This window comes from Sphingopyxis chilensis, assembly GCF_035930445.1.
GTDB lineage: Bacteria > Pseudomonadota > Alphaproteobacteria > Sphingomonadales > Sphingomonadaceae > Sphingopyxis > Sphingopyxis chilensis.
On the sequence record NZ_CP142394.1, the window covers coordinates 2,369,358 to 2,392,299 of the forward strand.

21 protein-coding genes, 1 tRNA gene and 1 pseudogene are annotated in these 22,942 nt (G+C 65.6%); 9 read left to right on the forward strand and 14 right to left on the reverse strand.

Annotated features, from left to right (window positions below; genetic code table 11):
- Positions 1–193 precede the first annotated feature (193 nt).
- From VSX79_RS10970 to VSX79_RS10980, 3 genes are all read left to right on the forward strand, one after another.
- Entirely contained in the window at positions 194–1,531 is a 1,338-nt protein-coding gene (locus VSX79_RS10970) for an MFS transporter (RefSeq protein ID WP_179495478.1), read from the forward strand.
- A gap of 61 nt (positions 1,532–1,592) precedes the next feature.
- A complete protein-coding gene (locus VSX79_RS10975) occupies positions 1,593–2,510 on the forward strand; it encodes a LysR family transcriptional regulator (RefSeq protein WP_326913356.1) in 918 nt (305 codons plus the stop codon).
- A 96-nt stretch (positions 2,511–2,606) separates the two neighbouring features.
- On the forward strand, positions 2,607–3,851 hold the full coding sequence (locus VSX79_RS10980) for an acyl-CoA dehydrogenase family protein (RefSeq protein WP_326913357.1): 1,245 nt from the start codon (positions 2,607–2,609) through the stop codon (positions 3,849–3,851).
- A gap of 38 nt (positions 3,852–3,889) precedes the next feature.
- On the opposite strand, the gene VSX79_RS10985 is transcribed toward VSX79_RS10980, so the two are convergent.
- The 6 genes from VSX79_RS10985 to VSX79_RS11010 form a co-directional block, all read right to left on the reverse strand.
- Entirely contained in the window at positions 3,890–4,594 is a 705-nt protein-coding gene (locus VSX79_RS10985) for a hypothetical protein (RefSeq protein ID WP_326913358.1), read from the reverse strand.
- 69 nt (positions 4,595–4,663) lie between these two features.
- Complete coding sequence (locus VSX79_RS10990) at positions 4,664–5,449, reverse strand: helix-turn-helix transcriptional regulator (RefSeq protein WP_179495475.1); 786 nt, start codon at positions 5,447–5,449, stop codon at positions 4,664–4,666.
- Between the two features lie 97 nt (positions 5,450–5,546).
- Positions 5,547–5,834 (reverse strand): DUF3325 domain-containing protein, encoded by a 288-nt coding sequence (locus VSX79_RS10995; RefSeq protein WP_326913359.1) that lies wholly within the window; start codon positions 5,832–5,834, stop codon positions 5,547–5,549.
- The gene (locus tag VSX79_RS11000) at positions 5,831–7,393 is read right to left on the reverse strand and encodes a PepSY-associated TM helix domain-containing protein (protein WP_326913360.1); all 1,563 of its coding nucleotides are present in this window, start codon (positions 7,391–7,393) and stop codon (positions 5,831–5,833) included. The genes VSX79_RS10995 and VSX79_RS11000 overlap by 4 nt, the downstream gene beginning before the upstream one ends.
- Positions 7,390–7,698, reverse strand: a complete 309-nt coding sequence (locus VSX79_RS11005; RefSeq protein ID WP_179495473.1) for a DUF3649 domain-containing protein — start codon at positions 7,696–7,698, stop codon at positions 7,390–7,392. Before VSX79_RS11005 ends, VSX79_RS11000 begins: the two co-directional genes overlap by 4 nt.
- A 49-nt stretch (positions 7,699–7,747) precedes the next feature.
- Positions 7,748–9,847 (reverse strand): TonB-dependent siderophore receptor, encoded by a 2,100-nt coding sequence (locus tag VSX79_RS11010; protein WP_326913361.1) that lies wholly within the window; start codon positions 9,845–9,847, stop codon positions 7,748–7,750.
- A gap of 180 nt (positions 9,848–10,027) precedes the next feature.
- Here VSX79_RS11010 and VSX79_RS11015 point away from each other — a divergent pair, with 180 nt between their 5' ends.
- Complete coding sequence (locus VSX79_RS11015) at positions 10,028–10,675, forward strand: DUF4198 domain-containing protein (protein WP_179495472.1); 648 nt, start codon at positions 10,028–10,030, stop codon at positions 10,673–10,675.
- 22 nt (positions 10,676–10,697) lie between these two features.
- Here the strand turns inward: VSX79_RS11015 and VSX79_RS11020 are convergent.
- Positions 10,698–10,782: transfer RNA gene (locus tag VSX79_RS11020), tRNA-Leu, on the reverse strand.
- Between the two features lie 103 nt (positions 10,783–10,885).
- On the opposite strand from VSX79_RS11020, the gene VSX79_RS11025 reads away from it, so the two are divergent.
- The gene (locus VSX79_RS11025) at positions 10,886–11,995 is read left to right on the forward strand and encodes an AI-2E family transporter (protein ID WP_179495471.1); all 1,110 of its coding nucleotides are present in this window, start codon (positions 10,886–10,888) and stop codon (positions 11,993–11,995) included.
- 197 nt (positions 11,996–12,192) lie between these two features.
- Here the strand turns inward: VSX79_RS11025 and VSX79_RS11030 are convergent, their stop codons facing one another.
- Positions 12,193–13,647, reverse strand: a complete 1,455-nt coding sequence (locus VSX79_RS11030; RefSeq protein ID WP_326913362.1) for a coniferyl aldehyde dehydrogenase — start codon at positions 13,645–13,647, stop codon at positions 12,193–12,195.
- A gap of 157 nt (positions 13,648–13,804) precedes the next feature.
- On the opposite strand from VSX79_RS11030, the gene VSX79_RS11035 reads away from it, so the two are divergent.
- Both VSX79_RS11035 and VSX79_RS11040 read left to right on the forward strand, forming a co-directional pair.
- Positions 13,805–14,992, forward strand: coding sequence for an acetyl-CoA C-acyltransferase (locus VSX79_RS11035; protein WP_179495467.1), 1,188 nt, complete (start codon positions 13,805–13,807; stop codon positions 14,990–14,992).
- Between the two features lie 192 nt (positions 14,993–15,184).
- The gene (locus VSX79_RS11040; RefSeq protein ID WP_179495465.1) at positions 15,185–15,652 is read left to right on the forward strand and encodes a DUF1090 family protein; all 468 of its coding nucleotides are present in this window, start codon (positions 15,185–15,187) and stop codon (positions 15,650–15,652) included.
- 58 nt (positions 15,653–15,710) lie between these two features.
- Here VSX79_RS11040 and VSX79_RS11045 read toward each other — a convergent pair whose 3' ends face one another.
- Complete coding sequence (locus VSX79_RS11045; protein ID WP_179495464.1) at positions 15,711–16,169, reverse strand: SH3 domain-containing protein; 459 nt, start codon at positions 16,167–16,169, stop codon at positions 15,711–15,713.
- 126 nt (positions 16,170–16,295) lie between these two features.
- On the opposite strand from VSX79_RS11045, the gene VSX79_RS11050 reads away from it, so the two are divergent.
- The gene (locus VSX79_RS11050) at positions 16,296–17,294 is read left to right on the forward strand and encodes a 2-hydroxyacid dehydrogenase (RefSeq protein WP_326913363.1); all 999 of its coding nucleotides are present in this window, start codon (positions 16,296–16,298) and stop codon (positions 17,292–17,294) included.
- Positions 17,295–17,411: 117 nt separating this feature from the next.
- On the opposite strand, the gene VSX79_RS11055 is transcribed toward VSX79_RS11050, so the two are convergent.
- From VSX79_RS11055 to VSX79_RS11075, 5 genes and pseudogenes are all read right to left on the reverse strand, one after another.
- On the reverse strand, positions 17,412–17,540 hold the full coding sequence (locus VSX79_RS11055) for a GIY-YIG nuclease family protein (RefSeq protein ID WP_257018241.1): 129 nt from the start codon (positions 17,538–17,540) through the stop codon (positions 17,412–17,414).
- Between the two features lie 3 nt (positions 17,541–17,543).
- Positions 17,544–17,648, reverse strand: a pseudogene (locus VSX79_RS11060) (GIY-YIG nuclease family protein); the annotation flags it as partial.
- 68 nt (positions 17,649–17,716) lie between these two features.
- A complete protein-coding gene (locus VSX79_RS11065) occupies positions 17,717–19,120 on the reverse strand; it encodes an NAD(P)H-dependent flavin oxidoreductase (protein WP_179495462.1) in 1,404 nt (467 codons plus the stop codon).
- 84 nt (positions 19,121–19,204) lie between these two features.
- Positions 19,205–20,386 carry a glycosyltransferase family 4 protein gene (locus VSX79_RS11070; RefSeq protein WP_326913364.1) on the reverse strand — a complete coding sequence of 394 codons (1,182 nt, stop codon included), beginning with the start codon at positions 20,384–20,386 and terminating at the stop codon, positions 19,205–19,207.
- The gene (locus VSX79_RS11075) at positions 20,383–21,315 is read right to left on the reverse strand and encodes an alpha/beta fold hydrolase (protein ID WP_326913365.1); all 933 of its coding nucleotides are present in this window, start codon (positions 21,313–21,315) and stop codon (positions 20,383–20,385) included. The genes VSX79_RS11070 and VSX79_RS11075 overlap by 4 nt, the downstream gene beginning before the upstream one ends.
- A gap of 130 nt (positions 21,316–21,445) precedes the next feature.
- Here VSX79_RS11075 and astD point away from each other — a divergent pair, with 130 nt between their 5' ends.
- Positions 21,446–22,891, forward strand: coding sequence for a succinylglutamate-semialdehyde dehydrogenase (gene astD / locus VSX79_RS11080; protein WP_326913366.1), 1,446 nt, complete (start codon positions 21,446–21,448; stop codon positions 22,889–22,891).
- Positions 22,892–22,942 lie beyond the last annotated feature (51 nt).

Consider the following 22,942-nt stretch of genomic DNA (forward strand, 5'->3'; position numbering starts at 1 on the left):
AAACCTCGGCGCCGCTGGATTTGAGGGCGGGCCCTAAGCCTCCTTTGTTGCACTGCACATAGGACATTTTGTCCAATCCCGCGACCGCTCTTCATCGCGCAGGGGCATTTTCATTCGGGGCAATTTTGCCCTATGACCGACTCGTGCCGCCGCATCCTGTCCTGCGGAGGGCGCCAGCTCAAGGATTGTTGCCATGGCTGCCGACACCGTCCCCACCACCGAGGCCGAACGCGACGCCCGCGCCCTCCATGGCGCCGACGAACACGGGGGCCACCGCATCGACCCCGCCGAGATTGCGATCGGCGTCGTCATCGGCCGGACGTCGGAGTTTTTCGACTTCTTCGTCTATGCCATCGCATCGGTGCTGGTGTTCCCGAAGCTCGTCTTCCCGCACCTCGACCCGCTGACGGGCACACTCTGGTCGTTCGCCATCTTCGCCCTCGCCTTCGTCGCGCGCCCGGTCGGCACGGTCATCTTCACCGCGATCGACCGCGCCTATGGCCGCGGCGCCAAGCTCACCATCGCGCTGTTCCTGCTGGGCGGATCGACCGCCGCGATCGCCTTCGTTCCCAGCTATGAATCGGCCGGCATCGGCGCCGCGCTCCTCCTCGCGCTGTTCCGCATGGGCCAGGGCGTCGCGCTCGGCGGCTCTTGGGACGGCCTCGCATCGCTGCTCGCGCTCAACGCGCCAGAGAACAAGCGCGGCTGGTACGCGATGATCCCGCAGCTCGGCGCGCCGCTCGGTCTCATCGTCGCCAGCCTGCTCTTCATGTTCCTGATAGCAGCGTTGCCGGCCGAGGATTTCCTCGACTGGGGCTGGCGCTATCCCTTTTTCGTCGCCTTCGCGATCAACGTCGTCGCGCTGTTTGCGCGGCTGCGCATCGTCGTGACGCCCGAATATGCCGAGCTGTTCGAAAACCGGGCGCTCCAGCCGGCGCCATTGCTCGAGACCGTGCGCTCGGAATGGAAAACGATCGTCATCGGCACCTTCGCGCCGCTCGCCAGCTTCGCGATGTTCCACATGGTAACCGTCTATCCGCTGTCGTGGGTGTTCCTCTTCACCGACGAGACTCCGGTGCGCTTCCTGATGATCGAGGCGATCGCCGCGGTCTTCGGTATCGGGACGATCATCGCATCGGGCGCGCTCGCCGACCGCTTCGGCCGCCGCACGCTTCTCGCTGCCACCGCTGCTGCCATCGCGGCGTTCAGCGGCTTCGCGCCGCAGTTGCTCGACGCCGGCCAGATCGGCGAAGCGGCGTTCATGATCCTCGGCTTTGCGCTGCTCGGCCTGTCCTTCGGCCAGTCGTCGGGGGCGCTCTCGTCGAACTTCCACCCGCGCCACCGCTACACCGGATCGGCCTTCACCTCGGACCTCGCCTGGCTGTTCGGTGCCGGTTTCGCGCCGATGGTCGCGCTCTGGCTGTCGAGCGAATTCGGGCTGATCGCGGCGGGCGCCTATCTGCTGTCGGGGGCGATCGGCACGCTCGTCGCGCTGTGGCTCAACCGCGAACTGGCGAGCACGATTGACTGATCGGCACGACATGCCTGGCGTGGGTCGCCGATCGCGCGCGGCCTTCGTCTAGGAGCCGGCCTTGCGGCATCTCGCCCGGTTCGACCTCAACCTGCTGCGCATTTTCGACGCGATCTTCGCCAAGGGCGGCGTATCGGCGGCGGCGCGGCACCTGAACCTGTCGCAGCCGGCGATCAGCCATGCGCTCGCACGGCTGCGCACGCAGTTCGACGATCCGCTCTTCGTGCGGCAGGGCAATCGCCTCGTCCCCACCTCCGCCGCGCGCGCCATCGCGGGGCCGGTGCGCGAGGCGCTGCGCGCGCTCGACGTCGCGCTCGACGCGGCAACCGCGTTCGATCTCGCGCAGACGACGCGCGAATTCCGCATCGGGGTGCGTCTTTCGGGCGAAATGCCGCGCTTTTCCTCGCTGGTTGCGCGCGTGCGCGGCGAGGCTCCGCATGTCGCGCTCGCCAGCGTTACCTTCCGGCGCCGCGACCTCGTCGCGATGCTCGCGAACGGCGATCTCGATCTTGCGCTCGACGTCGAATTGCCTGCCGATGATCGGCTGTGCCGCCACTATCTGGGCGCCGAACCGCTCGTCGTCGTCGCGCGCAAGGGGCACCCGCGCGTCGACGGAGCGATCGATCTCGACACCTATCTGGCGCTCGATCACATCATCGCCACCGCGCGGCCCTATGGTCCGGGAATCGAGGATATGGCGCTCGACCGCATGGGGCTGACGCGCCGTGTCGCCGTTCGCTGCCAGCACGCGATCACCGCCTGGCAGATCGTCGCCGCGTCCGACATGCTCTTCGCGCTGCCGAAATCGCATGCCGCGATCCTCGACGCGATGTGGCCGATGCAACTCGTCGAGCTGCCGTTGCCGGTCGAACCCGGCGGCAGCTATCTCTATTGGCATCAGGCGGCGCAGGCCGACCCCGGGCTCGGCTGGTTACGCGGGATCATCATCGAAGAGTTGGGCGGCCCTTCGCCGCGATGACTATTCGGTTTGTGAATATTGAATATTCAAACCTATCATTTTCATGGATGGCCCGGCGCCGCTAACCTTCTCCGGTAAAATCCATCGGAGACCCAAATGACCGAGATCGAACTCGAAGCCGAACTCAACGACCTGCGCATGTCGAAGGAAGCGCAACCGCTCTTCGACGCCGTGAAGCGCCACATCGCCGACAATGTCGCGCCGATCACCGAAGAATTCTTCCGCCTCGGCGAAGACCGCGCCGATCGCTGGAGCTGGGCGCCGGGGCAGCTCGAATTGCTCGAAGGCGCGAAGGACAAGGCGAAGGCGGCGGGCCTGTGGAATTTCTTCCTGCCCCACGGCGACACGGGCACCCCGCTCAGCAACCTCGACTATGCCTATATCGCCGCCGAACTCGGCAAGTCGCCGCTCGCATCCGAATCGCTGAACTGCTCGGCGCCCGATACGGGCAATATGGAAGTGCTCGAAATGGTCGGCACGCCCGCGCAGAAGGAGCGCTGGCTGAAACCGCTTCTGAACGGCGAAATCCGCTCGGCCTATGTGATGACCGAGCCCGGCGTCGCCTCTTCCGACGCGAGCAACCTCGAAACGAGCGCGCGGCTCGAAGGCGACGAATGGGTCATCAACGGCGAGAAATATTTCATCAGCGGTGCGGGCGATCCGCGCTGCAAGATATTGATCTGCATGGTCAAGACCAACCCCGAAGCGGCGCGCAAGGCACAGCATTCGCAGATCCTCGTGCCGATGGACACGCCCGGCGTGCAGGTGCTCGGCCCGATGCGGGTGTTCGGCGCCGACCATGCGCCGCAGGGGCATATGCACATGCGCTTCGACAATGTCCGCGTGCCAAAGGACAATATGCTGCTCGGCGAGGGGCGCGGGTTCGAGATTTCGCAGATGCGCCTCGGCCCCGGCCGCATCCATCACTGCATGCGCACGATCGGCAAGGCCGAAGTCGCGCTCGACCTGATGGTGAAGCGCGGCAATTCGCGCACCGCCTTTGGTCGTCCGCTGTCGCAACTCGGCAAGAATCTGGAGGTGATCGCGCGGGCGCGGGTCGAGATCGAGGCCATGCGGCTGATCGTATTGAAAGCGGCGAAGGCGATGGACCTGCTCGGCAACCGCGAGGCGCGCGTCTGGGTGAGCATGGCGAAGGCGATGGTACCCGAACGCGTATGCCAGATCATCGACCAGGCGATCCAGATCCACGGCGCGACCGGTATCTCGCATTGGACGCCGCTCGCCGACCTTTATGCCGATGTGCGCCACCTGCGCTTTGCCGACGGCCCCGACGAAGTGCATTATATGGTGGTGGGCCGCGACGAGCTCGGGCGTCATTGACGACACGGACGGCGGCCACCCGCCGCCGTCCCCACCCGTCAGGTGGCACCCTCCCCCAGCATATAATCGGCCACGCTGTAGGAATGGCTGGCCTGATAGGCGTTCCTGCCGCGATTCATATGGGTCAGGTTGAATCGCCGGACGGCGCGCAGCGCGCGGGGGGCCGCGAGGAAGTCGCGGATGGAGGCGGCGCCGCGTATCTTGACGATGAAGATGTCCGGGCCGCTCGGGAAGGAATAGGTCAAGTCCGCGGGCGCCCGCACGCACCGTTCGAGAAAGCTCTGGTCCACCGCCTCCGGGGCGAGCACGCCATCGGTCGTGAAATCCGAAAGATGGACAATGAACCGCGCGCGGAGGCCGTCGCCGTCGGCGTAGAGGGTGAACAGCTCCATCCAGCTTGCGTTGACACGGACCAACGGTTTGTCCGAGGTCGATGGCAGGCAGGAAACGGACCAATAATATCGCTCCGTCGCGCGGGGCATGGGTATGCAGGTCTGGCCGTATAGCTCCAGAATCCCCAGGAGATCGGGCGCCTGCGACCGGCGAAGCAGCTTCTGGAAGCGCGGCGCATATTTCATCCGCTGCTCGATCGCATCCTGCCGCTCCCCGGCGTCGGCCAATTCCGCCCTTCCCTCCAGCCACGCGTCCTGTTGATCGGGATCCAGAAACTGACGCAGCCCCTTTGGGCCCTGGCTGGACGTCTTGCTCATGCCCCCGAGAATGCTCGATGCGCGCCCGTTCATCAATAGCGTCCTGGAACCGGGCCTTTACACCCATGACGACGCGGGCTGCGTACGCGCCGCAGAAACTTCCTATGGCGAAAGATCCGCGGGAACCGATCCGGCGGGCGGCTTTTCGTGCCGCCGCATTTCGGTCGGCGTCATGCCGAACCGGCGCGCAAAGGCGCGGGTAAAGCTGGCATTGCTTTGATAACCGCAACGATAACCGATGGTGGAGACCGGCAGGTCGCTTAGCGCCAGCAAGGTGCGGGCATTCGACAGCCGTCGCTCACTCACCGCCTCGGCGACCGTGCATTTATACATCTCGCGAAAGCCCTGCGTCAGCTTCGCCTTGCCGAGCCCCGACCGCCGCGCCACTTCGGCTACCGTCAATGGCTCCTGCCAGGCTTCGCTGACCAGTTGGTGCGCGGCGGCGACGCGCATCGCGTCGATCTCGCTGAGCGTCGTCTTGCCATGGAATTCGACCATGCGATGTTCTTTCAGCGCCCCGAACAGCTGGCAGAGCAGTTCGAGGCTGCGCGCCACGCGGAGCATGCCCGCCACTTCGCCCTCTCCCTCCACCGCGACGAGCGCGCGGCCCAGTTCGCGCAGGTCCGCGGAAAGATACCAGCTGCCCTCCACGCTCGGCAGCAGGCCGAACATGCGCAGGCAAGCGGCGCGGCTGATCGCGAACAGCAGGATATGCCCGCCCGCTTCGCCTTCGATATCCTCGCTGGTCAATATGCTGACCGCCGGTTCGCCCATATCGCCGAAGCCGATGACGATCGGCGCGGGCGGCAGCCACGCCGTATCGAGCGGCCCGCGCCCGATGAAACTGGCGAATTCCGCCGATATGACGATGGCGCGCTTATGTGTCATCGAACCTGCCAGCCCCTCCCGAACAGCGTGGGTCAGGCTCCATTAGGATGCCGGTAGAAAGCCGTCCAGTTCGGGCGGAGACCATCCGGATAATTGATCAGCGGCCGGCGGCTCCGCGCGCCGACAGGCGATTGAGGAGCAGCACGGTGAGCAGCGCGCCGCCGCTGAGCTGGCCGAACCATTCGACCGCGCCATAACCCCACCCGAGCGCGAGGCCCGCCACCGGATAGGCGAGCAGCAGCAGGAACAGGCCGCCCCGGCGCAAGCTGACGGCGGTCCTGGCGGGAAGCTTGCGGCCCAGAAGATCGCGCTGATGCCGGTCGCGTGCGAGGCAAAGCATCGCGAATCCCGACAAGGCAAGCAGGAAGAGCAGGATGTGGATCACGCCGCCTCCGCACCCGCTATCGCGCGCATCGGCGATCCGCGCGACGCCGCCTCGCGGTCCCGCCTGCGCGCGACCTTCAGCGCAGCCCAGCCGAAGCCGGCCGCCAAGACCAGCATCACGCCATCGAACATGGCAAAAAGGCTGTCGCCGGCGGCAAGGCTGGCGACCAGCGACCGGTCGGTGGTCAAGGCGTTGACGAGCGGAACCGAGGCGAAGGCGAGCGCGGTCGCCGACAGCGCCTCCGGCCACGCGCGGCGGGCGGGCCGCGCGAGCGCCCATATCGCCACCGCGCCCCAGGCGATGAACATCGTGTCGATCTCGCGCTCGCTCCGCCCGGCGATGCCGAGCGGCAACAGGCGGTTGGCGAGAAAATAGGCCGCCATCCCGAAGGGCAGCCCGGCGATCGCCGCGATATTCAGCTTTTCGACGAGCCGGAAGCCGAAATGCGGCCGGTCGGGATCGGGAAGCTTGGGGCGGCGCTTCACCGTCCACAGGATCAGGCCCGAGGCGACCATGACGCAGCCCGCGAGCCCCGACATGAAATAGAGCGTTCGCAGCAAGGGCGAGGCGAAGCGCCCGGCGTGAAGGCCGATCATCGTGCCTTCGGTCGCGGTCGCGGCCCCCGATGGATCGTGCGCGTCGACCGGGCGGCCGGTCACTCCGTCGAAGGTCATCGAGCGCAGGCGAACCGACATGCCGGCGTCGGGCGCGCCCGAGACGATGACCCGCGCCGTGCGGTCGCCCGGGTTGAGGATACGGACGCTGCCCGCGGCGGTGCCCCACATGCGTTCGGCGCGCTCGACGATCGGCCCGATGGGCGCAAGCGGCGCCGGCCCGGCCCTTTCGGCCGGCACGGGCCAGGGGAAAGCGGCTTCGAAGAATTTGCCCTGGTTGGCGTAATTGGCGGCGATACCCCAGGGCATATAATGGGTCGCGAGGCTGACGAGGCCGGTATAGGTGATCATCAGGATGAAGGGCAGGAACAGCACGCTCGACGCATTATGCGCATCGAGCCAGCTCCGCTGGCCCTTGCCGAGGCGGAGCAGGAAGAAATCGGTGAGGATCTTCTTGTGCGTGACGATACCGCTGAGGATCGCGACCAGCATCGCCATCGCCGCAATCCCGACCAGCCAGCGCGCCCAATACCAGTTGATATAATGAAGGTCGTAATGAAAGCGGTAGAGGAACCAGCCGCCCAGCGTCTCGCGCGCGAAAACCTTGGTGCCGGTGCCGTCGAGACGCGCGCTGGTCGGCGCGTCGGCGGGCGCGTCGGGGCCGTTCACCCAATAGAGCTGCAGGCCGGCGGCGCGCTTGCCCGTCGAATAGATCGACCATTCGCTGCCACCGGGCGCCTCGCGCTTCAGCCACTCGGTCGCCGCCACGAAGCCGCTCGCGGGATCGGAGGGCACGCTGCGCACCTCCGGGGTCATCCAGCGCGTGATCTCTTCCTGAAAATAGGCCGACGTCCCGGTCACGAAGATCGCAAACAGCAACCAGCCGAGCAGCAGCCCGGTCCAGGTGTGCAGCCACGCCATCGATTGCCGGAAGCCGCCTTTCACAGCCGTCCTCCCGCGGCGATCAGCAACCAGTCCGCAGCGCCCGCGACGAGCCCGGCGACAACCAGGCCGATCCACAGCTTCGCAACCGAGCGAACCGCGAAGGCGGTCATGGCGAGGCCTGCGAAGATCGCAAAGGACAGCATCGTCGCGCCGATCGAGGCCTGCGCCCCGCCGCCCGGCAACAGCCGCGCGATGAGCATGGTGAGCGCGGCGGTGACGGCATAGTTGAGCGGCACCGCGGCCAGCGCACGCGCCGCGATCTCGCGCGCGCGCGCGCCGCCCAAATTTTGAACCGCCCTGCTCATCGCACCCCTATCGCAACATTGCGACTGACTCGCAATAGCCTCGTCCGCGTCAGAAACGATAGCCGATCGTTCCCATCACGTTGCGCGGGGCGCCGACGAAGCAGTCGCCGCGCGCGAGGCAGGAGGCGAAATATTTATTGTTGAGCAGGTTCGTCGCGTTGACCGCGAAGCGCCAGTTGTTCCAGCTCACCTCCGCCAGCGCGTCGACCGTCGTGCGCGACGGCGTGACGATCGACCAGACGTCGCTGGTCGAGACACTCTTGCCGCTATAGACGACGCCGGCGCCGAGGCGCAGCTGCGCTTCGTCCGGAAGGCCGAAGGTCTTGGTCGACCAGAGCGACGCCGTGTGGCGCGGCATATAGTCGAGGCTGGTGTTGGTTTCCGACTTGAGTTTCGAATAGCCGTAATTGGCCAGCAGTTCGAAATTGCCGGGCAGCGTGTGGCTGGCCTCGATCTCGAAGCCCTTGGTGTTCAGCTCACCTGACTGGGCGGTGCCGCCGGCGGCGAGATAGAGGACGCGATTGCGTTCCTTGATCTTGAAGGCGGTCGCTGTGACCAGCGTATTGATGGTCGGCTGCCATTTCACGCCGGCTTCGTACTGCGTGCCCGTCTGCGGCCGGTAGGGATCGCCGAAGGTGCCGTCGCTATTTTCGATGCGGCCGGCGACCGGCAGGAAGCTTTCGGTATAGCTGAAGAAGGGCGAGAAGCCCGCGCCGATCTCGCCGATGATGCCGGCGCGGAAAGTGGTGGCATTGTCCTTTTGCCCCGAAGAACCGGTGACGCGGTCGCGGCGGGCACCGAGCACGACCGAAACGCGGTCGAAGAAGCGGATCTGGTCCTGGACATAGACGCCCAGCTGCTTCTGGCTTTCGCTGGTGAAGGGGTCGGTCGGATCGTAAGTTGCCAGCGCATCATCATCGATGTCGTAGAGGTCGACGATCTCGAAACCGAAGATGCCGCGTTTGGCGACCTTGTTCCAGCTATAGTCGATGCCGACCAGCAACTTGTGCTCGATATTGGCGCCGGTGCTGAAATTGAACTGGAGATTGTTGTCGGTCGAAAAGACGTTCATCCGCGCGTCGCTGGCATCGGCATACAGGCCGATGGTGCGCCCGTCGGTGCCGTAGACCGAGAAGGGATCCTGCGGGTTGGTATAGCTGTCGGCATAATGGGTTTTATATTCGAGGTCGCTGTCGATGTAGCGGGCCTTGAGGCTGAGCTTGACGGCGTCAGAGAAGCTGTGGGTGATCGAGGCGCCGCCCTGCAGCGAGCGGCCGGCATAGCGGTCCCAGCCCGCCTTGCCGACGAAGGTGTAGCGATCGAGCTGCTCGCCGGCGACCGTGTTCGGCCTGAAAGTGCCGACGATCGGCAGGAACTGCGAGGTCGAGCCGGTATCGTCCTCCTGATAGAGGCCGGTCAGCACGATGTCGGTATCAGGGGTCGGCTGCCAGCGGATCGAGGGCGCGAACATGACGCGGTCGTCGGGGACATGGTCGATGAAGGTGTCGGCGTCGCGCGCGCGGCCGACGAACCGGACAGCGAGATTGTCGGCGAGCGCGAGGTTGACGTCGCCCAGCACTTCCTTGCGGTCATCGCTGCCGTAAACGAGGTTGACCTCGCCCCGCGTGTCGAAATCGGGCGTCTTGCTGACGAGGTTGACGATGCCGCCGATCGAACCCTGGCCGAACAGCACCGAGGCCGGCCCACGCACGATCTCGACGCGCGAAAAGTTGTACGGATCCGAGGTGATCGAGGCATAGTAGCTGAAGATGTCGCGCATGCCGTCGCGGAACTGCAGCGCGTCGAGCCCGCGGATGTTGAAGCCATCGACGCGCGTGTCGCGGCCATAGGGGTTGGCGAGAACGCCGGCGGCATATTTCACCGTGTCGCTGATGCTGATCGCGCCTTGCGCCTCATATTGTTCGGCGGTGATGACCTTGATCGGCTGTGGCAATTCGGTCAGCGCCGTATCGGTCTTGGTTCCGGTATAGCCGGTGACGACGATCGCGTCCTCATCTGCCCCCGCATCGGCTTCGGCAGCCGCGGCGTCGGCGGACGCGGCGACGTCCCCGCCCTCGCCCGCCCAAGCCGGATTGGCGGCAATCGCCAGCGTGGCAGCTCCACAGAGCGCGATCATTCGGACGGTCATGGCGTATCCCCTTTTGCGACTCAATCTCAATTGGGAGTGGCCGCTAAAGCGAACGGCTCGCAATAGCAAGCTAGTAATAATCGTTTGCAATAAGCTGCACCTGCGGCCACATAACGGTCGCCGGACCTTGCCCACAGCGGGCGACAGCGTCCGGACCAGTCGGAATGAGAGAGGCCCCCGATGAAAAAGACTTTTGCCGCGTTGATGGCTTTCAGCTTCCTGGCGTCACCCGCCACGGCCCATGAGGTCTGGGTGGAACGCGACGCGAGCGGCCCGGCACGCATCTATCTGGGCGAGCCCGCCGATCCGGTTCCCGAGGCCGGCGATCCCGAATTTTCCAAGCTGAAAGCGCCGCGCCTGATCGCGGCGGACGCCGCGAAGCCAGCGGCGCTGGTTCGCCGCGCGAACCATATCGAAGCGGCGGTGACCGGGGCCGGTGACGTCCGCCTGACCGACGACAATGTGTTCGCGCCGTGGGAAGCCGACGGCGGAAAATGGGAAGGCGTGATCTATTATGCGCGCGCCGGACGCACCGAAACCCGCTCGGCGCTCGACCTCGAGATCGTTCCGACCGCTGCCGACGCGAACAGCTTCGTCGTCCATTGGCTCGGCAAGCCGCTGCCCGGTGCGAAGGTGACGGTGATCAACGCCGACCGCTGGCAGAAAAGCTTTGCCGCCAACGATCAGGGCCGGATCGACGTTCCCGTGACGGGCTCCGGCCGCTATCTGCTGTCGACCTCGCACGATGTCGAGGGCGCCCGCGCGCTCGGCGGCAAAGACGTCGCCAAGACCTATCACATCTCGACGCTGACCTTCGTCGCACCGTAGACGTCACCGCCGTCGCTTGTGTTGGTGCCCCTGGCCGGACTCGAACCAGCACTCCTTGCGGAACTCGATTTTGAGTCGAGCGCGTCTACCAATTTCACCACAGGGGCCCGTGGACGCGGAGCCGTTGCCACAAAAGCACGGTCCGCGTCCAGCGTGAATCACGGCGCAGCATATGGTTGCGCGAAACGTCGTGGCCGATAAGGTCGCGCGATGACCGAAAAGACGCCGGCGCACGCCGCCTCGACCGCCCGATCGCAGAATGAAGCGAAGTCCGCCGGCGCCCCGCCGCCCGCCTTCGGTCCCGGCCGAATCGCGGGGGCCACGCTGATCGTGCTGGCGCTGATCGGCGTCGCGCTATTGGTGATCGAGCTGACGCGTTTCTTGATGCTCGTTTTCGCGGCGATCGTGCTCGGCGCGATCTTCGACGCCATCGCGAGCTGGCTCTGCCGCAAGACGAAGATCGGCCGCGGTGTTGCACTGGCGCTGTCGGTCGCCGGGATCGTCGCGATTTTCGCGGGAGCCTTCATGCTGTTCGGGTCGCAGCTGGCGCGCGAGGTCGACACGATTCGCGAACAGATTCCGCAAGCATTGCGCGGGGTCGAGGCATTTCTCGACCGTTATGGGCTGGGGCAACGCGTGCGCGAGCTGGCCGAGGTGGGCAGCGACGATCTTTCGCGCCTCGCATCGCAAGCCGGCGGCTACGCCCTCGCGGCGGGCAGCGGCATCGCCGATTTCGTGCTGGTGCTCGTCGCGGCGATTTTCCTCGCCAGCGATCCCGCGACCTATCGGCGCGGGCTGCTGCTCATGCTGCCCGAACGCGCCGAAGGGACGGCGGCGCTGGCGTTCGACGACGCTGCGCGCGGGCTGAAAGGCTGGATGGTCGGACAGGCGGTTTCCTCGCTCGTCGTCGCGGCGCTGACCTGGGCGGGGCTGGCGCTGCTCGGCGTGCCCGCTGCCGGGGGGCTCGGCCTGATCGCCGGGCTGCTCGACGTGATCCCGATGATCGGCCCGATCATCGCGGGCATTCCCGCGGTCCTGCTCGCCTTTACCGTATCGCCGATGACGGCGCTGTGGACGCTGATATTGTTCCTCGCGATCCAGCAGCTGCAGGGCAATTTCCTGCAGCCGATGATCCAGAAGCAGGCGGTCGACGTGCCCCCCGCAGTGCTGCTGTTCGCCGTAGTCGCGGCGGGGATCCTGTTCGGCTTCCTCGGCGTGCTGCTTGCCGCGCCGCTGACCGTGGTCGTCTATGTGCTGGTGCAGCGGGTGTATGTGAAAACGCTGCTCGGCAAGGACATCCGGATCGCAGGTGCGGATTAGGTAGCTTTCGCCTGCTGCCGTCATTGCGAGCGAAGCGAAGCAATCCAGAGCGTCACTCGCTGCCATCGACTATTGTCGACCACGGATCGGCCCATTGAGGGTTGCTGGCTTCGATCAGCGCCATCTTTCCTTGCGCGGCATGGCCGCCCCTGGATTGCTTCGCTTCGCTCGCAATGACGAAGTTTGGGAACTGAATTCTATTTCTTCAATTCCTTCGCCAGCGTCTTCGCCGTCGCCTTGCCATAGGGCGGCTTGAAGCCCGCGAGCCCGGCGACATCGAGCTTGGGCTGGCGATAGACCGCGCGCGCGTGGCTGAAGGTGCGGAAGCCGTCGACGCCGTGATAATTGCCCATCCCCGACGGCCCGACCCCGCCGAACGGCAGGTCCTCCATCGCATTGTGAAACAGCACGTCGTTGACCGTGACCCCGCCCGAGATCGTGCGCGTCAGCACACGGTCCTCCTCGCTCTTGTCCTGTCCGAAATAATAAAGCCCAAGCGGGCGGTCGTTCGCATTCACATAGTCGATCGCGTCGTCGATCGTCTTGTAGGTCTTGACCGGCAGGATCGGGCCAAAGATTTCCTCCTGCATCACCTTCATGTCGTCGGTCGGGTTGCGGACGATATGGAGCGGCATCTTGTGGCCGTTCGAGCTCGCGAAATCCTCGCCGCCCGGATTGACCTCGATCACCTCGCCGCCCTTCTCGCGCGCATCGGCAAGGTAGCTTTGCAGGCGGTCATAATTGCGCGTGTTGACGACCGACGTGTAATCGTCGTTGGCGAGTAGGGTCGGGTAGAGCGCGGTCGCGCCCTTCGTCACGCTGTCGATCACGTCGCTTTCCTGATCCTCCGCAACGAGCAGATAGTCGGGAGCGAGGCAAATCTGCCCTGCGTTCATCATCTTGCCGAGCGCGACGCGCTGACCAACGAGATCCTTGTTCGCGCTGCGCCCGATGAAGGTCGGCGACTTGCCGCCGAGCTCGAGCGTCACCGGCACCAGATTGTCCGCCGCGGCGCGCATGATGTGACGCCCGACGCTCGTCGCCCCGGTAAAGATCATATGGTCGAAGGCGAGCTTCGAGAAAGCGATGCCGACCTCGGCATCGCCGGTGAACACCGCCATTTCGCTTTCGTCGAAATAATCGGGAACGAGCCGCGCCATCAGCGCCGACACATTTTCGGTGAATTCGCTGGGCTTGATCATCGCCCGGTTGCCCGCCGCGAGGATGCCCGCCATCGGCACGAAAACCATGCCGACTGGGAAATTCCACGGCGCCACGATGCCGACGACGCCCTTCGGCTGAAACACCACCTCGGCCTTCGCGCCGAGCAGCCCGAGCGGAAAAGTGGGTTTGCGCTTCTCGCCCTTCGCCCAGCTCGCCATATGCTTCTTGGCGTGTTTGAGCGCGCTGACCGACGGCATGATGTCGGTCATCAGCGTCTGTTCGCGGCTACGGTGGCCAAAATCCTCGCTCACCGCCTTGGCGAAATCCTCGGCATGGTCGACAAGCATCGCGACCGCGCGGTCGATGCGATCGGTGCGGACGGCAAGGCTTTCGGGCATGGCAGCGGTGAAGCTCGCCTTCTGCGCCGCCAGAACCTGATGCATGCGCGCTGTTTCGCCGGCGATGTCCTGTGTGATCGCGGTAGCCATGACCCGTCTCCCCTATATCTGATGGCGATCTTTGATCATGCCCGATGGCGGGTTGCAAGATGAAACCGGCCTCCCATCTTTCCCCTGCCCCTTTCGCAATTGCAGCAAAGCCGCTAATCGGGCCGCCGACCAGTTTTCCCCTACGGAGTCTCTTGCCATGACCGCCACCGATCCCGTCGTCTTCCTCTCCTATGCGCGCACCCCGATGGGCAGCATGCAGGGCAGCCTGTCGGACGCGAGCGCGACCGACCTCGGCGCGACCGCAGTCAAGGCGGCGGTCGAGCGCGCGGGCGTGTCGGGCGACGATATCGAGCGCATCTATATGGGCTGCGTGCTTCCCGCAGGGCTCGGCCAGGCACCCGCGCGCCAGGCCGCGATCAAGGCCGGCCTGCCCAAGTCGGTGCAGGCGACGACCGTGAACAAGGTGTGCGGTTCGGGCATGCAGACCGTCATCATGGGCGCCGAGGCGCTCGCCGCGGGCAGCGTCGACCTGATCGTCGCTGGCGGCATGGAATCGATGACCAATGCGCCCTATCTGCTCAAGAAGCATCGTTCGGGCGCGCGCATCGGCCACGACACGGCCTATGACCATATGTTCCTCGACGGGCTGGAGGACGCTTATGAGGCGGGCCGCGCGATGGGCACCTTCGCGCAGGATACCGCCGACGCCTATCAACTGAGCCGCCAGTCGCAGGACGACTATACGCTGACCTCGCTGAGCCGCGCCAAGGCCGCGATCACCGACGGCGCCTTTGCCGCCGAAATCGCGCCGGTAACGATCGCCGGCCGCAAGGGCGACGTGATCGTCGATACCGACGAGGCGCCGGGCAAGGCGATGCCCGACAAGATCCCGACGCTGAAGCCCGCCTTTGCCAAGGACGGCACGATCACTGCCGCGACCAGCAGCTCGATCTCCGATGGCGCCGCCGCGGTCGTGCTGACGCGCCAGTCGGTCGCCGAGGCGAAGGGCGCGAAGCCCGTCGCGCGCCTCGTCGCGCACGCGGCACATGCGCAGGAACCCAAGGATTTCACCGTCGCCCCCGTCGGCGCGATCAACAAGCTGCTCGCCAAGACCGGCTGGTCGATCGGCGACGTCGACCTGTTCGAAGTCAACGAAGCCTTCGCCTGCGTCGCGATGTTCGCGATGCACGACCTCGGCATTCCGCACGACAAGATCAACGTCCACGGCGGCGCGACCGCGCTCGGTCATCCGATCGGCGCCAGCGGCACGCGCATCATCACCACGCTGATCGCGGCGCTGCAGCGCCACGGCAAGACGCGCGGCATCGCCAGCCTGTGCATCGGCGGCGGCGAAGCGACCGCGGTGGCGATCGAACTGGTCTGAAGCCGAAAGCCGGGAAAAGTTGCATGGCGCCGTCGCAAGACGGCGCCATTTCGTCGTTAGAGCGCGACAAATTGCGACACTAATGACCTGAAAATAAACGCCGCATTCGGGGTCGGTTCAAATCGAATCGCCTAATCCTCCTTTCAGTCATCGGGCAGTCCCCTCCCCCTGACGGAATGAAAGGATGTACCAATGAAAACCAAATTTCTCACCGTCGGCCTGATCGCAGCTTTGATGGTGCCCGGCGTCGCCGCAGCCCAGACGCGCGGCGAAGTGCGCGACAGCCGCCGGGATGTGCGCGAAGAACAGCGCGAATTGCGCCAGGCAAAGCGTTATGGCGATCGCGGCGATGTTCGCGAAGAGCGCCGCGACGTACGCGACGCGCGTCAGGAACTCCGCGAGGACAAGCGCGACTGGCGTCGTGAAACGCGCTACCAGAATTATCGCGCGCCCTTCCGCTACCAGCAGTTCCGCGTCGGTTCGACCCTGCGCTCGAACTATTACGCGCCCAGCTATCGCCCGGCGTGGGACAGCCGCTGGGGTGTGCCGCGGGCCGGGCGCAACCTGACCTATGTGCGCCATTATAACGACCTGCTGCTCGTCAATATGCGCAGTGGCAAGGTGATCCGGGTCTATCGCAACCACTTCCGGTGGCGCTAACCGCTAACAACAGAAAGGGCCGGGCGAGCGATCGCCCGGCCCTTTTTCCATGGGCCGGTCAGTCGCCCCAGATATGGTCGGTCTGGATCCAGCCCTTGCGGCCCTTGACGTCGAACAGGCACCAGCCGTTCTTGCAATCGCTGATCCGGCCGACGACGCCGGGTTCGGCGCGATAGGCGACCGCCGCCGATACGCTCGCATCCTCGCGCATCGGGCGGATCGTTCCGGTGACGATCGCGGTGCGCGTGCGGCTGAGCAGTCGCGCCGCCATCCAGCCTTGCGTCCCGTCGGGATCCTCGACCTTGCGCCAGTTTTCATGGCGCGCAACGACCTTTACCGGCAAATCCCTCCGCCGATATTCCCACATCACCGGGACGTCGGGCGACGGCCCCTTGCGCATCCGCGCCTCATCGACGCTGATCGACGCCCAATAGGGCAGTTCGACTTCGGATTGCGCGGCGGCCGGTCCCACGGTGGCCATCAGCGCGGCGGCGGCGAATATGTGGCGGCTGGTCATCGCTTTGCCTTGTCAAACTCATATCCGCATTTCAACCGTTCACCGCGCAAAAGGCTGCGTTCATCCCCAGCCTTTTCGCTTGTCCCGCTCTTGACCGCCGCGCCGCGCCGCGCTCTATCGGCGGCCATGCCTGATTCCACCCGCCCGAAGCGCCCCCGCGTCATCGTCACCCGCCAGTTGATGCCGCACGTCGAAGCGCGCATGGCCGAATTGTTCGATGTCGCGCTGTCGGCGAACGACCACGCCTTTACCCGCGGCGAATTGAAGGCCGCGGTCGCCGACTGCGACGTGTTCGTGCCGACCGTGACCGACGAGATCGACGCCGAAGTGATCGCCGCGGCGGGCGAGCGGCTCAAGCTGATCGCCAATTTCGGGGCAGGCGTCGATCACATCGACCTCGCCGCCGCGCGCGCGAAGGGCATCATGGTTTCGAACACGCCCGGCGTCTTCACCGAAGACACCGCCGACATGACGATGGCCCTGATCCTCAGCGTGCCCAGACGCCTCGCGGAGGGCGAAAAGCTGATGCGGTCGGGTCAGTGGGCCGGCTGGGCGCCGAGCGCGATGCTGGGGCACCGCGTCGGCGGCAAATTGCTCGGCATCATCGGCATGGGCCGCATCGGCCTGGCGGTCGCACGCCGCGCCCGCGCGTTCGGCCTGTCGATCCATTACCACAACCGCCGCCGCCTTCCGCAAGCGATCGAGGAAGAATTGGGCGCCAGCTATCATGCGAGCGTCGATACGCTGCTCCGCATCAGCGACGTCGTCACGATCCACTGCCCGCACACCAATGAAACGCACGAGATGGTCAATGCCGCGCGCATCGGATCGATGAAGCCGACCGCTTATCTGATCAACACCGCGCGCGGCGAGATTGTCGACGAAAAGGCGCTGATCGCGGCGCTCCAGACCGGCCGCATCGCCGGTGCCGGGCTCGACGTCTATACGCACGAACCCGCGGTCGATCCCGCGCTGCTCGCGCTCGACAATGTCGTGCTGCTGCCGCACCTCGGCTCGGCGACGATCGAGGGCCGCGAAGCCTCGGGCGAAAAGGTCATCGCCAACATCCGCGCCTGGTGCGACGGCCACCGCCCGCCCGACCAGGTGCTGGAGGGGTGGGCTTAAGGCCTGCCGCGAAGGTCGGTTTGCTCCCGCTCTGGATTGCTTCGTCGCTGCGCTCCTCGCAATGACGAAGCTCAATAAAACTCCGTCATTGCGAGCGCAGCGAAGCAATCCGGAGCGTCACTCACTGCCATCGAGGATCGTCGGCCACAGGTCGAGCCAAAGCGGGTTCTCCGCCTCGATCAACGCAAGCTTCTTCGCCCGGCTCCCCGCCTTGATCTGTTTCTCGCGCGCAATGGCGGTTTCCATCGTCGCATGAATCTCGAACCAAACAAGGAGCTTACAGTCGTAGCGCGTCGAGAAGCCGCCGAGGCCTTCACGACGCTGCCATATCCGTTGAACAAGATGCGCTGTCACACCCGTATAGAGTGTTCCCCATTGCGCCGATTGGCGACGATATAGACCGCTGGCAATGACGAGAGTTGCTAATCCCCCGTCAGGATCCGGTCGACGAGCTGTTTCACCGTCGGGGTGAAGTTGTTCGAATAAAAGGGATCGGTCTTGAAGTTGAACGCGGCGTGGCCCGCGAACATCAGATTTTGCTCGACGTCGCCGCCGTGCGCGATGTCCTGGAGCGTCTTCTGGATGCAGAAGCTGCGCGGATCGGCGAGGTAGCCGGTCGTGTAATCGTCATGGTCCTTCCACGACGAAAAACCGCAATGCGACAGGCAGCCCATGCAATCGGTCTGATCCTTGCGGATCATCGCCTTGTCGGCCTCGGTCACGAACACCACCGTATTGTCGGGGGTCTTCAGCGCCTCGGTATAGCCCTCCGCGAACCAGTCGCGGGCGCGGGCGCGGTCATGCGGGGTGACCCAGAAATTCTTGCCCTTCACCCCGACGTCGAGCTGGACGATATGATCGCCCGCTTGCTGCTTCGAATAAGGGATCTGGCGTTCCGAGCGCGCTTCGAGGTCGCGGAGGAACGGATTGCGCACCGCGCTCGAATAGAAACCGGTCGGCGAGAAGCGGTGGAGCAGCACGTCGCCGTCGTCGAGCGTGCGCAGACGGTCCTTCCACTGCTGCGGGATCGGGCTTTCCTCGGTCAGCAACGGCCGGGTGCCGTACTGGAATACGATCTGGCCGAGTTCGGGATTGTCGATCCAGTTTTCCCAGTCGCGCAGATACCAGACGCCGCCGGCCATCACGATCGGCACATCGTCCGCGATACCCTCGGCGCGCATCGTCTCGCGCACCGCGGCGACGCGCGGATACGGGTCCTGCGGCACCAGCGGATCTTCGGCGTTCGACAGGCCGTTATGGCCGCCGGCAAGCCAGGGATCTTCATACACCACGGCGCCGAGCAGGTGCGGGACCTTGCTGTAAGCGCGCTTCCACAATGCGCGGAAGGCGCGCGCCGAGCTGATGATCGGCAGGTAGAGGACATTGTGCCGCGCGGCGATTTCGCTCAGTTTATACGGCATGCCGGCGCCGCAGGTCACGCCCGCGACCAGGCCCTTCGTCCGTTCGAGCACGCCTTCGAGGATCTGCTGCGCGCCGCCCATTTCCCAGAGCACGTTGATGTTGATCGCACCCTTGCCGCCCGACACGTCATAGGCGCGCTTGACCTGCGCGACCGCGCCCTCGATCCCGTACTGGATCAGTTCCTCGTGCCGCTCCTTGCGCGTGAGCGCGCGGTAAATCTGCGGAATGATCTTGCCCTCGGCGTCGTAACTGTCGGCATTGACCGCCGAAACGGTGCCGATGCCGCCCGCCGCGGCCCACGCGCCGCTCGACATATGGTTGGTCGCCGACACGCCCTTGCCGCCTTCGACAAGCGGCCAGACTTCGCGCCCGCCATAAAGGATGGGCTTCAAACCTTTGAACACTCTAAACCTTCTCTCTCTCCGCCGGTCCGCGCGCGCGAACCGGCCCCCGTTGCCGCCTGCGTAAGCGGAAATTGGGCCCTCTTGTCAATCGAAGCCGACCCATCCGCCGCTGAACGGCCCATAACCATGAAGTCCGCGAGCATAGAGCTTTTCATAGGCGCCGACCATATCAGATTCGTCGAACCGCTCTGCGGCGGTGCGCCGGTTGGCAGCCCCGACATCGGCGCGCAGCGCCGCATTTCCTGCCAATTGCGCCAATGCCGCCCGGAAACCAGCCTCGTCCGCAGTCACATGGGGCCGGTTCGCGTCCGAAACCATCGCGGCGACATCGCCGACCGCCGGGCTCACCACGGGCAGCCCCGCTGCCATCGCCTCGATCACCGCGATCGGCGCCTGTTCGCTGAGCGACGAGAGCGCGAGCAGGTCGAAATGGCCGATCCAGCGCGCAGGGTCCGCCATGAAGCCGGGCATGACGAGCCGGTCGGCCATGCCGCAGGCGGCTGCCGTGGCGGCGATCGCCGCGCGCTCGGGCCCTTCGCCGACGATCACGAGCCGGACATGCGGCGGCAGCGTGGCGACAGCACGCACGAGCCGCGGCAGGTCCTTGACCTTGCGCAGCCCCGCGACCGTGCCGATGACCACCTCGCCGTCGCGCCGCTCGAAACCCGCGATCGGCACCGACGGTCCCTTGGCATAGGCGGCGACGTCGATGCCGTTGCGGATCAAATGGGTGCGGGGTCCGGCACCCCATTCGTCGGCGGCAATCCGTTGCAAAAGGGTCGAGGGAACCACGACGCCCATCGCGTGCTTCAGCGCGGCGCGGCGAAACAGGTTGCGCTTCCAGTTGCGCCGGACGCTCTCGTCCTCGTTGAACCCGTCCTCATGATGGATGAGGCTGGGCGGCATCCTGTCCCACAGCCGGTTCCAAAACAGGCGGTGCGCCATCACCCCGTCCATCGCGCCCCAATTATAGCTGAGCACCAGTTCGAAATTCAGCATGTAATGCGCAAGGTCGCGGTAGCGGCCAAGCGCCGGTTTGCCGTGCAGCGGGGGCGCATCCTTCGGAAAATCGACGATAATCGCGGGATCGATCGCCTCGCGCGCGCCGAGCGCTTCGGGCATCGCCGACAGGATCGTGTGATGCGCGCGGTCGCCCATCAGATTCATCAGCCGCACCGCGCGCGCCTCCTTCCCGCCGAGCGAAAAGCTCGAATGAAGGTGCAGGATACGGATCGGCCACGGCGTCTCGGGCGCGTCGGCGCTCACGCTTGCGGAAGCTCCGCGACCCACGCATCGATGGCCGACAGCGCTTCGGGTTCGTCCATCGTCGGTGCATGGCCGACCCCCGGCACTTCGACCAGCCGCGAACCCGGCAACTCCGCCACCATCTTCTCGCCCGCCGATCGCGCCAAAATGTCCGACAGCGCACCGCGCAGGACCAGGAGAGGAATGCCGCCCAGCGCGCGATACGCCGGCCACAGGTCGACCCCGGCATCGCCGCCGTTCGGCACCCGCAGCGGCGCCGCGATCTGTTTATCGTAATCGGTGACGATGCGTCCCTCGGGAGTCAGCCTGTGCGTGCGCTTGGTCAGCCGCAACCAGTCATGGATCTCATAGCCCGGATAGACCGCGCCGTTGAGCTCGGCGAAGGCGCGCGCGGCGTGCATCCACGTCGGCTGGCTGCCGCCCGCGCCGATATAGTCGCGAATCCGCTCGAGCCCCGCGGTTTGGAGCTCGGGGCCGACGTCGTTGAGCACCGCGCCGACCAGCCGCCCCGGCAGCGTCGCCGCCATCAGCATGGCGACCAGCCCGCCGAGCGAGGTCCCGATCGCCGCAAACCGGTCGATTGCCAGTTCATCCAGCATCGCGACGACGTCCTGCACATAGGTCAGCGGGACATAGGTCATCGGATCCTTGGCATAGGCGCTCTCGCCTCGCCCGCGGAATTCGATCACGATCGCCTTGCGATATTGCGCCACGTGCGGCGCCAGCGCCTCGAAATCGCGGGCATTGCGCGCGAGGCCGGGCATGCACAGCACCGGCGGCGCGCCTTCGCTGCCTTCGGGCCCGGCATAGACGCGCGCGTGCAGCCGGACGCCGTCGTGCGACCACCAATATTGGTCCGACCAGTCGCGGCGCCGTTCCTGCTTTGCATCCTGCTGGGCCAATATGGCTCGTCCCCTTTGTCTTCGCATTGGCGCTGTCCCGACGCGCAGGACTCATCGTCCGTCTATCGCCAACCGCGCGGCGCGGCGCAAGCAATCCGTCGCATCCACGTCCCGCAGGTTGCCGCCGCCCGCTTTCGCCGATAAGACGCGGGCGACCATGAGCGAGTCCTTGATTTCCTTCGAACCCGCAACCGGCGAGGAGCTCTGGCGCGGGCCGGTCAGCCATGTCGATGCCGAAATCGAAACCGCCCGCCGCGCCTGGCCCGAATGGGCGGCAAAGCCCGTCACCTTCCGCACCGAAACGCTGCGCCGTTTCGCCGACCGGGTAAAGGCCGAGGGCGAGTCGCTTGCCGACCTGATCGCGCGCGAAACGGGCAAGCCCCTGTGGGAAGCCCGCACCGAGGTCGAATCGGTCGCGAACAAGGTCGATATTTCGGTGAAATCCTATGCCGAGCGCACCCCGAACCGCCGGATCGAGGGCGCAATGGGGCTGCGCAACGCGGTGCGTCACAAACCGCATGGCGCGGTCGCCGTGCTCGGCCCTTATAATTTCCCGGCCCACCTGCCGAACGGTCACATCGTTCCGGCGCTGATCGCGGGCAATTCGGTGGTCTTCAAGCCATCCGAAAAGACCCCCGCGGTCGGCGCCAAGCTTGTCGAACTGTTTCACAGCGCGGGCGTACCGCAAGAGGTGCTGCGCCTGGTGATCGGCGGACCCGAGACGGGCAAGGCGCTCGCGGGGCACGAAGGCATCGACGGCCTGCTCTTCACCGGCTCGGCGCGCACCGGCCTCGCCTTGAACCGCCAGTTCGCGGGCCAGCCGGGCAAGATGCTCGCGCTCGAAATGGGCGGCAACAATCCGATCGTCGTCTGGGACACTGCCGATATCCGCACCGCGGCGATCCTCGTCGTGCAGTCGGCCTTCCTCAGCGCCGGGCAAAGGTGCAGCAACGCGCGCCGGCTGATCGTCAAGGACAGCCTCGCCGACGCGCTGATCGACGAGGTGTGCAGCCTCGCGAACCGGTTGATCGTCGATCATCCGCACGCCGACCCTGCGCCCTATATGGGGCCCGTCATCGACAATGAGGCGGCCGACGGCCTGACCGAAAGCTTCCTTATCCTGATGTCGAACGGCGGTCAGGTGATCCGCCACATGGCGCGGCCGATCGCCGGCCGCCCCTTCCTGACCCCCGGCATCATCGACGTCACCGCGATGCCCGAACGCCCCGATGTCGAGCTGTTCGGCCCGCTGCTCCAGGTCATCCGCGTGGAAAGTTTCGAGGCCGCGATCGCCGAGGCGAACAACACCGCCTTTGGCCTGTCGGCGTCGCTGGTCGGCGGCACGCCGCAGCTTTACGACCAGTTCTGGGCGAATGCCCGCGCGGGCGTGATCAACTGGAACCGCCCGACCAATGGCGCCTCGTCGGCGGCCCCCTTCGGCGGCATCGGCCTGTCGGGCAACCACCGCCCGAGCGCCTTTTACGCGGCCGATTATTGCGCCTATCCGGTGGCGTCAGCCGAAAGCGATACGATGCGTGCCTCGATCGGCGTCGGCCTCCGCGACCCCGAAGGGTCGCAGCTGGTGACGAAGAAGTATCTTTAATACCGGGAAAGAAGGCCGTGCAAATTTACCTTCACCACCGTCAATAAACCC

What these genes read in the sequence shown, in the direction of transcription:
- VSX79_RS10970 (WP_179495478.1), top strand. Translation starts at nt 194, where the DNA reads ATGGCTGCCGACACCGTCCCCACCACCGAGGCCGAACGCGACGCCCGC.
- VSX79_RS10980 (WP_326913357.1), top strand. Translation starts at nt 2,607, where the DNA reads ATGACCGAGATCGAACTCGAAGCCGAACTCAACGACCTGCGCATGTCG.
- VSX79_RS10985 (WP_326913358.1), bottom strand. Translation starts at nt 4,594, where the DNA reads ATGAACGGGCGCGCATCGAGCATTCTCGGGGGCATGAGCAAGACGTCC.
- VSX79_RS10990 (WP_179495475.1), bottom strand. Translation starts at nt 5,449, where the DNA reads ATGACACATAAGCGCGCCATCGTCATATCGGCGGAATTCGCCAGTTTC.
- VSX79_RS11005 (WP_179495473.1), bottom strand. Translation starts at nt 7,698, where the DNA reads ATGAGCAGGGCGGTTCAAAATTTGGGCGGCGCGCGCGCGCGCGAGATC.
- VSX79_RS11010 (WP_326913361.1), bottom strand. Translation starts at nt 9,847, where the DNA reads ATGACCGTCCGAATGATCGCGCTCTGTGGAGCTGCCACGCTGGCGATT.
- VSX79_RS11015 (WP_179495472.1), top strand. Translation starts at nt 10,028, where the DNA reads ATGAAAAAGACTTTTGCCGCGTTGATGGCTTTCAGCTTCCTGGCGTCA.
- VSX79_RS11025 (WP_179495471.1), top strand. Translation starts at nt 10,886, where the DNA reads ATGACCGAAAAGACGCCGGCGCACGCCGCCTCGACCGCCCGATCGCAG.
- VSX79_RS11030 (WP_326913362.1), bottom strand. Translation starts at nt 13,647, where the DNA reads ATGGCTACCGCGATCACACAGGACATCGCCGGCGAAACAGCGCGCATG.
- VSX79_RS11035 (WP_179495467.1), top strand. Translation starts at nt 13,805, where the DNA reads ATGACCGCCACCGATCCCGTCGTCTTCCTCTCCTATGCGCGCACCCCG.
- VSX79_RS11040 (WP_179495465.1), top strand. Translation starts at nt 15,185, where the DNA reads ATGAAAACCAAATTTCTCACCGTCGGCCTGATCGCAGCTTTGATGGTG.
- VSX79_RS11045 (WP_179495464.1), bottom strand. Translation starts at nt 16,169, where the DNA reads ATGACCAGCCGCCACATATTCGCCGCCGCCGCGCTGATGGCCACCGTG.
- VSX79_RS11050 (WP_326913363.1), top strand. Translation starts at nt 16,296, where the DNA reads ATGCCTGATTCCACCCGCCCGAAGCGCCCCCGCGTCATCGTCACCCGC.
- VSX79_RS11055 (WP_257018241.1), bottom strand. Translation starts at nt 17,540, where the DNA reads ATGGAAACCGCCATTGCGCGCGAGAAACAGATCAAGGCGGGGAGCCGG.
- VSX79_RS11075 (WP_326913365.1), bottom strand. Translation starts at nt 21,315, where the DNA reads ATGCGAAGACAAAGGGGACGAGCCATATTGGCCCAGCAGGATGCAAAG.
- astD (WP_326913366.1), top strand. Translation starts at nt 21,446, where the DNA reads ATGAGCGAGTCCTTGATTTCCTTCGAACCCGCAACCGGCGAGGAGCTC.